Annotated in this window: 14 protein-coding genes; 10 read left to right on the top strand and 4 right to left on the bottom strand. The window is 62.9% G+C overall.

Translation table 11 applies throughout. The features are described 5' to 3' along the window. Positions 1-41: 41 nt before the first annotated feature. From fabF to fabD, 4 genes are all read right to left on the bottom strand, one after another. The gene (fabF, locus tag RHIZ70P_RS12770; RefSeq protein WP_115670687.1) at positions 42-1,301 is read right to left on the bottom strand and encodes a beta-ketoacyl-ACP synthase II; all 1,260 of its coding nucleotides are present in this window, start codon (positions 1,299-1,301) and stop codon (positions 42-44) included. Between the two features lie 118 nt (positions 1,302-1,419). Next, a complete protein-coding gene (locus tag RHIZ70P_RS12765) occupies positions 1,420-1,656 on the bottom strand; it encodes an acyl carrier protein (protein WP_028736116.1) in 237 nt (78 codons plus the stop codon). A gap of 281 nt (positions 1,657-1,937) precedes the next feature. Further along, positions 1,938-2,675, bottom strand: a complete 738-nt coding sequence (gene fabG / locus RHIZ70P_RS12760) for a 3-oxoacyl-[acyl-carrier-protein] reductase (RefSeq protein WP_115670686.1) — start codon at positions 2,673-2,675, stop codon at positions 1,938-1,940. 34 nt (positions 2,676-2,709) lie between these two features. After that, positions 2,710-3,654, bottom strand: coding sequence for an ACP S-malonyltransferase (gene fabD, locus RHIZ70P_RS12755; protein ID WP_115670685.1), 945 nt, complete (start codon positions 3,652-3,654; stop codon positions 2,710-2,712). A gap of 212 nt (positions 3,655-3,866) precedes the next feature. On the opposite strand from fabD, the gene RHIZ70P_RS12750 reads away from it, so the two are divergent. The 10 genes from RHIZ70P_RS12750 to radA all read left to right on the top strand — a co-directional run bounded on the left by RHIZ70P_RS12750 (position 3,867) and on the right by radA (position 13,035). Continuing rightward, a complete protein-coding gene (locus RHIZ70P_RS12750) occupies positions 3,867-4,910 on the top strand; it encodes an aldo/keto reductase (RefSeq protein ID WP_115670684.1) in 1,044 nt (347 codons plus the stop codon). 296 nt (positions 4,911-5,206) lie between these two features. Continuing rightward, positions 5,207-5,668: a 30S ribosomal protein S6 gene (rpsF, locus tag RHIZ70P_RS12740; RefSeq protein ID WP_115670683.1), complete on the top strand. Its 462-nt coding sequence runs from the start codon at positions 5,207-5,209 to the stop codon at positions 5,666-5,668. A 23-nt stretch (positions 5,669-5,691) separates the two neighbouring features. After that, positions 5,692-5,940, top strand: coding sequence for a 30S ribosomal protein S18 (rpsR, locus tag RHIZ70P_RS12735; protein ID WP_003502063.1), 249 nt, complete (start codon positions 5,692-5,694; stop codon positions 5,938-5,940). A 195-nt stretch (positions 5,941-6,135) separates the two neighbouring features. Then, on the top strand, positions 6,136-7,107 hold the full coding sequence (locus RHIZ70P_RS12730; RefSeq protein WP_115670682.1) for a DUF2232 domain-containing protein: 972 nt from the start codon (positions 6,136-6,138) through the stop codon (positions 7,105-7,107). Positions 7,108-7,131: 24 nt separating this feature from the next. Then, positions 7,132-7,707 carry a 50S ribosomal protein L9 gene (gene rplI, locus RHIZ70P_RS12725; RefSeq protein ID WP_115670681.1) on the top strand — a complete coding sequence of 192 codons (576 nt, stop codon included), beginning with the start codon at positions 7,132-7,134 and terminating at the stop codon, positions 7,705-7,707. Between the two features lie 328 nt (positions 7,708-8,035). After that, positions 8,036-9,532 (top strand): replicative DNA helicase, encoded by a 1,497-nt coding sequence (locus RHIZ70P_RS12720; RefSeq protein ID WP_115670680.1) that lies wholly within the window; start codon positions 8,036-8,038, stop codon positions 9,530-9,532. A 47-nt stretch (positions 9,533-9,579) separates the two neighbouring features. Then, a complete protein-coding gene (locus tag RHIZ70P_RS12715; RefSeq protein WP_115670859.1) occupies positions 9,580-9,870 on the top strand; it encodes a toxin-antitoxin system TumE family protein in 291 nt (96 codons plus the stop codon). After that, entirely contained in the window at positions 9,867-10,229 is a 363-nt protein-coding gene (locus RHIZ70P_RS12710) for a transcriptional regulator (protein ID WP_115670679.1), read from the top strand. Before RHIZ70P_RS12715 ends, RHIZ70P_RS12710 begins: the two co-directional genes overlap by 4 nt. A gap of 126 nt (positions 10,230-10,355) precedes the next feature. Continuing rightward, positions 10,356-11,516, top strand: coding sequence for an alanine racemase (alr, locus tag RHIZ70P_RS12705; protein ID WP_115670678.1), 1,161 nt, complete (start codon positions 10,356-10,358; stop codon positions 11,514-11,516). Between the two features lie 115 nt (positions 11,517-11,631). Continuing rightward, on the top strand, positions 11,632-13,035 hold the full coding sequence (gene radA, locus RHIZ70P_RS12700) for a DNA repair protein RadA (RefSeq protein WP_115670677.1): 1,404 nt from the start codon (positions 11,632-11,634) through the stop codon (positions 13,033-13,035). Positions 13,036-13,086 lie beyond the last annotated feature (51 nt).

Below are 13,086 nucleotides of genomic sequence, written 5' to 3'. Positions count from 1 at the left end.
TTGCGCCCCGGCATCCACAAACTTTGCCATGGTCGCGGCGCTCAGCCCTCGTAGCGCCGAAGCACCAGGGAGGCGTTCGTACCGCCAAATCCGAAGGAGTTGGACAGCGCGACGTTGATTTCGCGCTTGCGCGCCTTGTGGGGCACGAGGTCGATCGCCGTCTCGACATCGGGATTGTCGAGGTTCAGCGTCGGAGGTGCGACATTGTCGCGAATGGCAAGTGCGGAGAAGATCGCCTCCACGGCACCGGCAGCACCCAAGAGGTGGCCGATCGCCGACTTGGTCGAGGACATCGAAATCTTCGAGGCCGACTCGCCGACGAGACGCTCGACCGCGCCGAGCTCGATGGTGTCGGCCATGGTCGATGTGCCATGGGCATTGATGTAGTCGACATCTGCCGGGGTGAGACCGGCGCGCTTCAGCGCCATGGTCATGCAGCGGAAGGCGCCATCGCCGTCCTCGGAGGGAGCGGTGATATGGAAGGCATCGCCGGACAGGCCGTAACCGACCACTTCGGCATAAATCTTGGCGCCCCGCGCCTTTGCGTGCTCGAGCTCTTCGAGCACGACGATGCCGGCCCCCTCGCCCATGACGAAGCCGTCGCGGTCCTTGTCATAGGGACGCGAGGCGGCCTTCGGATCGTCGTTGCGTGCCGTCGACAGCGCCTTGCAGGCGGCAAAGCCGGCCAGCGAAATGCGGCTGATCGGCGATTCCGTGCCGCCGGCCACCATGACGTCGGCGTCGCCGAATGCGATTAGGCGGGCCGCGTCACCGATCGCATGGGCGCCGGTGGAGCAGGCGGTGACGACCGAGTGATTGGGACCGCGCAGCTTGTGGCGAATGGATACCTGGCCAGAGGCCAGATTGATCAGTCGACCGGGAATGAAGAACGGCGACAGGCGACGGGGGCCCTTGTCGCGCAGGATGTAGCCGGCCTCGACGATACCTTCGATGCCGCCGATGCCGGAGCCGATCAGAACGCCGGTGGCACACTGGTCGTCATCGGTCTTCGGATGCCAGCCGGCGTCGTTCAGCGCCATGTCGGCGGCTGCGATCGCATAGATGATGAAATGATCGACCTTGCGTTGCTCCTTGAGCTCCATCCAGTCGTCGGGATTGAAGGCGCCCTCTGCATCGCCGGTCGGGATACGACAGGCGACCTTGGCCGGCAGGTCATCGACCTCGAATTCGGTCACGAGGCGGGCACCACTTTCCCCGGCGAGAAGTTTCGACCAGGTCAGTTCAGTTCCACACCCTAGCGGAGATACCATGCCGGTACCGGTGATAACGACACGTCTCATCGCCCGTAGTCCACCCCACTCTTGCAGTCGATGTCATCAGAAAACAGTAAGGCCCGCATGTCGCGGGCCCCGGCGGGAAAGGCAGCCACAGCCGCCGTCCCGCTATGCGTGCAATCGATCAGGGCTGAGCCTTCTCGATGAACTTTACGGCGTCGCCGACCGTCAGGATCGAGTCAGCCGCATCGTCCGGGATCTCGACGCCGAATTCTTCTTCGAAGGCCATGACCAGTTCGACCGTGTCGAGCGAGTCCGCACCCAGATCATCGATGAAGCTTGCGCCTTCAACAACCTTTTCAGCGTCTACGCCGAGATGATCAACAACAATTTTCTTAACGCGTTCTGCGATATCGCTCATGTCGGTTTCCTCGACCTTCTTAATCTCAGGGGCGTCTGGACGACTTCCCTACCCTGTTCAAACCGGCGAACACTTCATCGCCACCGGCAAACCCGTTCAGCCCCGTCTCAATGAACCAACCATACAATCAAGTGCATAGCAATCGCCTTGGGAGACGGAACGACTGTTCACAGTCATGGCCCGCTTAACACGGTTTCGCCGCGCCGCAAAGCCAGAAAAATCGCGCGAGGCCCGTGCTCAACACCCAATTGGGCAAGCAGTGGCTCACGCGCGAGACTTGCTCAGATCATCGCCATGCCGCCGTTGACGTGCAAAGTCTGCCCGGTCATGTAGCTCGCCTCGTTGGATGCGAGATAGACGACGGCCGAAGCGACTTCCGAGCCGGTGCCCATGCGACGCATCGGGATGGCGCCCATGATGGCGTCCTTCTGCTTGTCGTTGAGCTTGCCGGTCATGGCGCTTTCGATAAAGCCCGGAGCGACGCAGTTGACCGTCACGTTGCGGGTGGCGATTTCCTGGGCGAGCGACTTGGAGAAACCGATCATCCCGGCCTTGGAGGCGCAGTAGTTCGCCTGGCCCGGATTGCCGGTAACGCCGACGACCGAGGTGATGTTGATGATGCGGCCGAAGCGGCGGCGCATCATCGGATGGGTGAGTTCGCGCGTCAGGCGGAAGACGGCCGTCAGGTTGACTTCGAGGACGCTGTCCCAGTCGGCGTCGGCCATGCGGACGAACAGGCCGTCCTTGGTGATGCCGGCATTGTTGACCAGGATGTCAACGCCTTCGAGGTCCGCCTCGGCTTTCTCGCCGAGCGCCTTGACCTCGTCGCGGTCGGACAGGTTGGCCGGGAAGATCTTGACGCGGTCGCCGAGTTCGGCGGCCAATGCCTCGAGCTTTTCGACGCGGGTGCCGTGCAGGCCGACGATGGCGCCCTGGGCGTGCAACTGCCTGGCGATTTCCTCGCCGATGCCACCGGTCGCGCCGGTGACGAGGGCCTTGCGGCCGGTCAGGTCAAACATGTTCCTAGTTCCTTGTTCCAGATCATCCAGACAATCAGCCGAGTAGCGCAACAAGCGCGGCGTCGATGTCGGCCGCAGAATTGACGGCAATGCCGCTGACGTTCTTGTCGATGCGGCGGGCAAGCCCGGTCAGCACCTTGCCGGAGCCGACTTCATAAAGCGTGGTGACACCGTTGGCGCCGAACCATTCGACGGTCTCGCGCCAGCGGACCTGGCCGGTCACCTGCTCGACGAGAAGGTCGGCAATTTCGCCGGCATTGGTGACGGGGGCAGCGCGCACATTAGCGATCAGCGGCACGACCGGATCGTGTTTTTCGACCTTGGCCAGCGCCTCGCGCATGGCGTCTGCGGCGGGAGCCATCAGGGCCGAGTGGAAGGGAGCCGAGACCGGCAGCATGATGGCGCGCTTGGCGCCTTTTTCCGTGGCAAGAGCCGCTGCCATCTCGACGGCCGCCTTGGCGCCGGAGATGACCAGCTGGCCGCCGCCATTGTCGTTGGCGATCTGGCAGGGGCCGGAAGCAGACGCCTCCTGGCAGGCAGCCTGCACATCGCCGTGCTCGAGGCCAATGATCGCCGCCATGGCGCCCTCGCCCACCGGAACGGCCGCCTGCATGGCATTGCCGCGAATGCGCAGCAGGCGCGCGGTGTCGGCGAGCGAGAAGGTTTCGGCAGCACAGAGCGCGGAATATTCACCGAGCGAATGGCCGGCGACGAAGGAAACCCTGGATTTCAGGTCGAGGCCGCGCGCCTGCATGACTCGCATCACCGCCATCGACACGGCCATCAATGCCGGCTGGGCGTTGGCGGTGAGGGTCAAGGTCTCTTCCGGTCCATCGAACATGATGGCCGAGAGCTTTTCGCCGAGCGCCTCGTCGACTTCCGCAAAAACCGCCTTGGCTTCCGCATAGGTTTCGGCAAGCTCCTTGCCCATGCCAACGGCCTGACTGCCCTGGCCGGGGAATGTGAATGCAATGCTCATGGGGATATTCCTTCTCGGGATGATGTTCTTCCCTGACTTTTTCCTTTCCCATTGACGTGTTTTTCCAGTGAGTCAAGACCGGGGGCCCTCGGTCGACTTTTTGCCCACGGAACCGATTCGGCGCATTTTGCCCTTGCGAATGATCGAGGCGCCCCTAAATTTCCGCCGGTCCTCTCTACCTTTCCGAAGCCCCCACCACGGATTCCTTTTTCATGAAGCACAATACACTCGGCCGCACCGGCATCTCCGTCTCCGAAATCTGCCTCGGCACCATGACCTGGGGCTCGCAGAACACCGAAGCAGAAGCCTTCGACCAGATGGACTATGCCGTCGAACACGGCGTCAATTTCTTCGACACCGCCGAACTCTATCCAACCACGCCGCTTTCGCCCGAAACCTACGCATTGACCGAAACGATCATCGGAAACTGGTTCAAGAAGACCGGCAAGCGCAAGGACATCGTGCTCGCCACCAAGGTCGCCGGCGCCGGTCGTCCCTATATCCGCGAGGGCAAACCGATCACCGGCGCTTCGATCCGCGAGGCGGTGGACGCCAGCCTCAAGCGCCTGCAGACCGATTACATCGACCTCTACCAGATCCACTGGCCCAACCGTGGCCATTTCCACTTCCGCCAGGCCTGGACCTACAACCCTTATGGCCAGGACCGAGAGCGCACGCTTGCCGACATGACCGAGAAGCTCGAGGCGCTGGACGAGTGCGTCAAGGCCGGCAAGATCCGCGCCATCGGCCTGTCCAACGAGACGACCTGGGGCACGCAGAAGTTCATCGCGATCGCCGAGGCGCGCGGCCTGCCGCGCGTCGCCACGGTGCAGAACGAATACAGCCTGCTCTATCGTCACTATGACCTCGACATGGCGGAACTCTCCCACCACGAGGACGTGGGCCTCCTCGCCTATTCACCGCTCGCCGCCGGGCTTTTGACCGGCAAGTATCTCGGAGGAACCAAGCCGGCGGGTTCGCGCGCGGCGATCAACGGCGACCTCGGCGGTCGCCTGCAGCCGTTGCAGGAACCGGCGGTTCGCGCCTATGTCGACATGGCGGCGAAGCATGGCATCGACCCCTCGCAACTGGCCATCGCCTTCTGCCTGACGCGCCCCTTCATGGCCTCCGTCATCATTGGTGCGACGACGATGGAGCAGTTGAAGACCGACATAGGTTCGGCCGATATCAGACTGTCGGACGAGATCCTGAAGGAGATCGGCAAGGTTCACCGGGTCTATCCGGCGCCGATCTGAAACCCTGCGCGCCGACGGCAGCGGCAGTTTTCCGTCGCAAACGCTTGCCATCGGCGCGAAAATCCGTATAAGCGCGCTGTTCACAACACCCGGTCTCCTGGCTGGTGGCTGAACGGAGGGCCGGCTTCCGATGAGGAAGCCGCAGGAACCGAAGGGTTTTCCGGCCTCCCGTGTCTCCGCTCTCGACCGTCTCGAACACAACGCTTTTCTTGCCTCGGCTCGGCCGAACAGGAGCAGTCGTTGAGGCTTAGCGCCGGATCCGGGTGATGACAACCGCAAGAAAGGCAAAGCTTACAATGGCTCTTTACGAACATGTATTCCTTGCCCGGCAGGATATGTCCGCACAGCAGGTTGATGCCCTCGTCGAACAGTACAAGGGTGTTATCGAAGCGAATGGCGGCAAGGTCGGGCGCGTAGAAAACTGGGGCCTCAAGTCCCTGACCTACCGCATCAAGAAGAACCGCAAGGCGCACTACGCCCTGATGGACATCGAAGCTTCGGGTGCAGCGATCCACGAAATGGAACGCCAGATGCGCATCAACGAAGACGTTCTTCGTTACATGACCATCGCCGTCGAAGCCCACGAAGAAGGCCCGTCTGCGATGATGCAGAAGCGCGACCGTGACGACCGTCCGCGTCGTGACGGCGACGATCGTGGCCCGCGCCGCGAAGGCGGCTTCGGCGACCGTGGTCCGCGTCCGGACCGTGGCCCGCGCGAAGGTGGCTTCGAGCGTCGTCCGCGCGAAGACCGCGCGTAAGCTGAGCAAAAGGAGAAATTACAATGGCTGATGCATCCTCTTCTCAGGCACGTCGTCCCTTCCATCGTCGTCGCAAGACCTGCCCCTTCTCGGGCGCCAATGCTCCGAAGATCGACTACAAGGACGTTCGCCTTCTGCAGCGCTACATTTCCGAGCGCGGCAAGATCGTTCCCTCGCGTATCACCGCGGTTTCCCAGAAGAAGCAGCGCGAACTGGCCCAGGCCATCAAGCGCGCCCGCTTCCTCGGCCTGCTGCCCTACGTCGTAGCGTAATCTGATCCGAAGCCTGCCGGTCACCGACCGGCGGGCTTCATCCCTTCCGCGTTGGGCGCGGATCGGAACCATGCCGAAGGTCGCTCGCTTGATGAAAAGCATGAACGACCTCAGGTGAAATCCCATGTTGGGGACGGAGTTCAGGATTTGAATCCGTTCTATCCCCTAACTGCTTGAACCGGCAGGACAGCGAACGTGAAACAAGTGAACGGACAATTGCTGCTGATCGGCGTGATCGCCGGTGTTACCGCTGCCCTGCTGGTGCTGGGCGCGAATGCGCAGCCGTCCTTTTCGTCTATTCTCTATGCCGCCTCCGCCCTGCCCGTGCTGATCGTCGGTCTCGGCTGGGGCAATGTCGCGGCGATCGCCGCCGTCGGCACCGCGGCCATTCTCGGCGCGCTCGCCATCTCGCCCCTCTTTGCGGTCGCCATGGCGGTCTTCACGCTCCTGCCCGCCGGCTGGCTCAGCCATCTGGCCAATCTCGCCCGCCCGGCCTCCGAGATCGGCGGCCCTGACGACCTGATGGCCTGGTATCCGCTGTCGGACATCCTGCTGCATCTCTGCGCCCTGGTCACGCTCGCGGTGATCTTCCTCGGCGTGATGATCGGCTATGGCCCCGAACTGACGGGCCAGATGGTCGACATGCTGTTTTCCTCGATCAATGCGCGCGATCCGAGCCTTGCGGCCGATCCGGCCGCCGTCGATCAGATCAAGGGCATGATGGTCCTGCTCCTGCCGATCGTCCAGGGCGGCATGTGGGTGCTGATGCTGTTTGCCGCCTACTATTTCGCCATGCGCGTCGTCAGCGCTTCGGGCCGGGCACTGCGTCCGCGCGAGGATCTGCCGTCGTCGCTCAGGATGAACCGCAATGCGGTCTTTGTCTTCCTCGCCGGCATCGTCGCCTGCTTCATCGGCGGCACGCCTGCCCTGATCGGCGCGACGGTCTGCGGCACCTTCGGCGCGGGTTTCCTGCTCGCCGGCTTCGGCTCGCTGCATCTGAGGACGCGCGGCAAGGACTGGCGCCTGCCGGTGCTAGTGCTTGCCTACCTGTCCGCGCCGATGATCCTGCCGGCCTTCCTCATTCTCGTCCTCGGACTTGCCGATACCAAGCGGACCGTGGCCCTGACCCCGGCAGCCAAGGCCGAAACCGACAATTCCAAATCTTGAACGCAAACTGAAAGGAACAAAAACATGGACGTCATTCTTCTCGAACGCATCGCCAAGCTCGGCCAGATGGGCGAAACCGTCAAGGTTCGCGACGGCTTTGCCCGTAACTACCTCCTGCCGCTCGGCAAGGCGCTGCGCGCCAACGCCGCCAACAAGGCGCGTTTCGACGCCGAGCGCGCGACGCTCGAAGCCCGTAACCTCGAGCGCAAGTCCGAAGCCCAGAAGGTCGCCGACGTGCTCGACGGCAAGTCGTTCATCGTCGTCCGCTCGGCCGGCGAAACCGGCCAGCTCTACGGTTCGGTCGCAGCTCGCGACGTTGTCGAAATCCTCGGCGCCGAAGACTTCGTCATCGGCCGCAACCAGGTCGAACTGAACACCCCGATCAAGACCATCGGCCTGCACAAGGTGGTCATCCACCTGCATTCGGAAGTCGAGATCTCGGTCGAACTGAACGTCGCCCGTTCGGCTGAAGAAGCAGAACGCCAGGCCAAGGGCGAAAGCCTCACCTCGGCTGATGCCATCTACGGCATCGACGAAGACGCACTTCGTCCGGAAGACTTCTTCAATCCGGAAGCCGACCGCGACGGCGACGAAGAATAAGCTTCGGCCAACCCACAAGAAAGAACGCCCGGGCCCTTCGTCCCGGGCGTTTTACTTTGCCCGACCCTTTGCAGCCGGGCAGTGAAGGGGCGAAGTATTTGCGCTGACGGCACCCCTTTGGGATATGATTGAATGGTGCCCTGCGATTCGCGCGGCAAATGGCTATGCAAGCTCTTTCATCGGCGGCGCGCAGATTTTTTCAGGCCCCCTGTGGATAGAAGGGGACAAGTCCGACGCGCTCGATTGAAGTTGACTCGCACCGGTCCAGCCGCCAAATCCTAGGGCCAACACGATCGACATTTCCGAGAAGAAAAGACGGTAGCCCGCGATGAACGATGCTGCGCGCAAGATTGCCCCGCTTCAACCGGCCGAGCCCCATTACCGGGAAGCGCCGAACAATATCGAGGCCGAACAGGCCCTGCTAGGCGCGATCCTCGTCAACAACGACGCCTATTACCGCGTCTCCGACTTCCTCAAGCCGGACCACCTCTACGAGCCCCTGCACCGCAAGATCTTCGAGGTCGCCTCGGAAATCATCCGCATGGGCAAGACCGCCAATCCGGTCACGATCAAGACCTTCCTGCCGGCCGACCAGAAGGTCGGCGACCTGACGGTCGCGCAGTATCTCGCGCGCCTGGCTTCCGAAGCGGTCACCATCATCAACGCCGAGGATTATGGCCGGGCGATCTATGATCTGGCACTGCGCCGCGCCCTGATCCAGATCGGCGAGGACGTCGTCAACATCGCTTATGACGCGCCGCTCGACATGCCGCCGCAGGCGCAGATCGAAGACACCGAGCGCCGCCTCTTCGCGCTGGCCGAGAACGGTCGCTATGACGGCGGCTTCCAGTCGTTCAACGATGCGGTCGCCCAGGCGATCGACATGGCGGGCGCCGCCTTCGAGCGCGACGGCCACCTGTCGGGCATTTCCACCGGCATCATGTCGCTCGATGCCAAGATGGGCGGTCTGCAGCGCTCCGACTTGATCGTGCTCGCCGGCCGTCCCGGCATGGGCAAGACCTCGCTTGCGACCAACATCGCTTACAATATCGCGGCGGCCTATGAGCCGGAAATCATGCCGGACGGCTCGTTCAAGGCCAAGAACGGCGGCGTGGTCGGCTTCTACTCGCTGGAAATGTCGTCCGAACAGCTCGCCACCCGTATCATTTCCGAGCAGACGGAAGTCTCGTCCTCCAAGATCCGACGCGGCGACATCACCGAGGCCGATTTCGAGAAGCTGGTCGCCTGCTCGCAGATGATGCAGAAGGTGCCGCTGTTCATCGACCAGACCGGCGGTATTTCCATTGCCCAGCTGTCGGCCCGCGCCCGCCGCCTCAAGCGCCAGCGCGGCCTCGACTGCCTGGTGGTCGACTATATCCAGCTGATGACCGGCACCGGCAAGGCGGGCGAGAACCGCGTTCAGGAAATCACCCAGATCACCACGGGCCTGAAGGCGCTCGGCAAAGAACTCAATGTGCCGATCATCGCGCTGTCGCAGCTGTCGCGCGGTGTCGAAAGCCGCGAAGACAAGCGCCCGCAGCTTTCCGACCTTCGCGAATCGGGCTCGATCGAGCAGGACGCCGACGTTGTGCTCTTCGTGTTCCGCGAGGAATATTACGTGAAGAACAGCGAACCACGCGACCTGGCCGACCCGAAATATCCGGAATGGGAAGCGTTGATGGACAAGGTCAAGGGCACGGCCGACGTCATCATCGCCAAGCAGCGTCACGGACCGACCGGCACCGTCAAGCTCGCCTTCCAGTCGGAATTCACCCGCTTCGCCGACTTGGCCGATCCGAGCTTCGTCGAATATCAGGAGCCTTGAGCGGAGTCTATTTGACTCGCCGCCTTCGTGTTGGCAATATCGCCAACATGAAGGCGGCGCTGCTCTATCGCTCGAAAACCGTGTTGTCGGATGGGGCCATCGTCGAGATGGTGATCTGGAAGGTTCCACGCCCCGTGGCAGGCAGCCACCACGCCTACAAGTACAGCCTCTTCTACGGCTACGAAGGACAGAGGGTGGTCGCCTACGACAATGAAAGAGGCAAAGGCGATCACAGGCACATACGCGGCCACGAGGAAGGATACGAATTCTCGACGGTTGACAGGCTCATCGCCGATTTTCTCGAGGATGTGCACGTAAGGAGGCAGCACGGCCGATGAAGACTGCAACGATCAGAATTCAACGCGACGATGAGGCGGCGCTCCAGAATGCCGCCAAGGGGTTCCTGGCCGCCTGGAAAACCGGCGAAGCCCAGGATCACGTCTTCAGCTTCGCTTCGCCGGAACAGCTCTTTACCGTGCTGACGCCCAAGCGCTGGACATTGATCGAAACCCTGCAATCGCTTGGTCCTTCGACCTACCGGGCTCTGGCGGCAGCGCTGTCGCGCGATGTCAAGCGCGTTCACGAAGATGCGGCGACGCTGATCGAATGGGGCCTCATCGAAGTGAATGAGGATGCGCGCATCCATGTCCCTTTTGACATCATTCATGCAGATTTCGATCTCAGAAGCGTCGCATGATAGTGTGGCATCGTACTGTGGCATCCAGAAAATTGTGCAGCGCGAAGGTATTTTCCGCGCCGGCCTTTTTCCGGCTTTGGAAAGCAGTAGGATGCGCGAAACAATCCTCATGCCCGACGAGTAGAAATGACCGCCTTCGATCTTACCGACGCCGCCGATGAATTCCTCGCCGCTCCGCTGCGTCTGACCATCGACCTTTCCGCCATTGCCGACAATTGGCGTGACATGGCTCGCCGCTCGGGCAAGGCGCGCACGGCCGCCGTGGTCAAGGCCGACGCCTATGGCCTCGGCATCGAGGATGTCGGCCAGACCCTCTACCATGCCGGCGCGCGCGATTTCTTTGTAGCCGTCCCCGCCGAAGGCGCGACGCTGCGCGCCTATGCGCCGGAAGCACGGATCTTCGTTCTCTCCGGCATCTGGCCGGGCATGGAGGCCATCTTTTTCGAGCATGACCTGGTTCCGGTCATCGCCTCGCAGGAACAGCTCGCCTTCTGGATGTCGGTCGTCGCCGAGCATGGCGACCACCCCTGCGCGCTGCATGTCGATACCGGCTTCAACCGCCTCGGCCTGCCGCTCGAGGATGCCTTGGCGCTGGCTGACGACGTGTCACGCCCGGCGAGCTTCTCGCCCGTGCTCGTTCTCAGCCACCTTGCCTGCGCAGATGATCCGGCCTCGCCGATGAACCGCCAGCAACTTGAATCCTTCCGCAGGGTTAGCACCGCCTTCGAAGGCATTGATTCAAGCCTTTCAGCTTCTGCCGGAACTTTCCTCGGCGCCGACTATCACTTCGACCTGACCCGTCCCGGCATTGCGCTTTATGGCGGCGAGGCCGTCAACGGGATGGACAACCCGATGCGTCCCGCCGTGACGGCCGAGGCCCGCATCCTGCAGATCCGTGAAGCCAAGGCCGGGGAGACGGTCAGCTATGGTGGCACAGCCATGCTCAGCCGCGACAGCCGGCTGGCCATCGTCTCGGCCGGCTATGCCGACGGCTATCTGCGCGCCCTTTCGGGTAGCGGCGTGCCGTTGCGCGAGACCGGCATTCCCGGCGCCTTCGGCTTCATCGCCGGTTACAAGGTGCCGGTCGTCGGCCGCGTTACCATGGACCTGACGATCTTTGACGTCACCGATGTTCCGCCGAACGCGATTGCCGCGGGCGACTATGTCGAACTGTTCGGCGCCAACATGCCCCTCGATTATGTCGCGCGCGCCGCGGGCACCATCGGCTACGAATTGCTGACCAGTCTCGGCCTGCGCTACGAACGCCGCTATATCGACGCGCTCTGAAGACTTGCGGGCTGAAGACTTGCGGGAGCCGCTTGCCTCTTGTGGCGTTTTCTCCTAACTGAGAGAGCGATATTCACTCTTTGTTCCGCATTTGCGCGGCGACGGACTCCACGGCATGGCAAAAGCGAAGACCCAATTCATCTGCCAGAACTGCGGCACGGTGCATAACCGCTGGGCGGGCAAATGCGACGGCTGCGGCGAATGGAACACCATCGTCGAGGAAGATCCGATGGGCGGCATCGGTTCCGGCCCCGGCAAGACGCCGAAGAAAGGCCGCCCGGTTACCCTCACCTCGCTGTCCGGCGAGATCGAGGAGGCGCCGCGCATCCCGACCGGCATGGGCGAACTCGACCGGGCGACCGGCGGCGGCTTCGTGCGCGGCTCGGCGGTCCTGATCGGCGGCGATCCCGGCATCGGCAAATCGACGCTTCTGATGCAGGCGGCCGCCGCCCTGTCGCGCAAGGGGCATCGCGTGATCTACGTCTCGGGCGAAGAGGCCGTCGCGCAGGTTCGCCTGCGTGCCCAGCGTCTCCATGCCGCCGACACCGAGGTTCTTCTTGCCGCCGAGACCAATGTCGAGGACATCCTCGCCACGATTTCCGAGGGCAAGCGTCCCGATCTGGTCATCATCGATTCGATCCAGACGCTGTGGAGCGACACGGCGGATTCGGCGCCCGGCACCGTCACCCAGGTCAGGACCGGCGTGCAGGCAATGATCCGCTTCGCCAAGCAGACCGGCGCCACCATGGTACTGGTCGGCCATGTTACCAAGGACGGCCAGATCGCCGGGCCGCGCGTGGTCGAGCACATGGTCGATGCCGTGCTCTACTTCGAGGGCGATCGCGGCCATCACTACCGCATCCTGCGCACGGTAAAGAACCGCTTCGGCCCGACCGACGAGATCGGCGTGTTCGAAATGTCCGACAAGGGCCTGCGCGAGGTTGCCAACCCGTCGGAACTCTTCCTCGGCGAACGCAATGCCAATTCGCCCGGCGCCGCCGTGTTTGCCGGCATGGAGGGCACCCGCCCCGTCCTGGTCGAAGTGCAGGCGCTGGTGGCCCCGACGACGCTCGGCACGCCGCGCCGCGCCGTGGTCGGCTGGGATTCGTCGCGTCTTGCGATGATCCTCGCCGTGCTCGAAGCCCATTGCGGCGTTCGGCTCGGACAACACGACGTCTACCTGAATGTCGCCGGTGGATACCGCATCTCGGAGCCGGCGGCCGACATGGCCATCGCCTCGGCCCTTGTTTCGTCGCTGGCCGGTCTTGCCCTTCCCGCCGATTGCGTCTATTTCGGCGAAGTCAGCCTGTCGGGTGCCGTCCGTGCCGTCTCGCACACCGCTCAAAGGCTGAAGGAAGCGGAAAAGCTCGGCTTCTCGTCCGCTGTGCTGCCCGCCGCCTCGTCGGAACTGCCGAAGGGGACGACGGGAAAGTGGAATGAAGTCGAAAGCCTGCCCGATCTCGTGGCGCGCATTGCCGGTTCCCGGTTGAAGGCGCGCCCGGAAGGGGACGGCGTCTGATCCAATCCGGCGCGCCGCCAGCCTAAGGCGGCAGCGGTCGCGATGGCAATC

The organism is Paenirhizobium selenitireducens ATCC BAA-1503 (assembly GCF_900492185.1).
Classification (GTDB): domain Bacteria; phylum Pseudomonadota; class Alphaproteobacteria; order Rhizobiales; family Rhizobiaceae; genus Allorhizobium; species Allorhizobium selenitireducens_A.
Note: the sequence above shows the minus strand (reverse complement) of the source record. Positions and strands in the feature narration are given on the sequence as shown.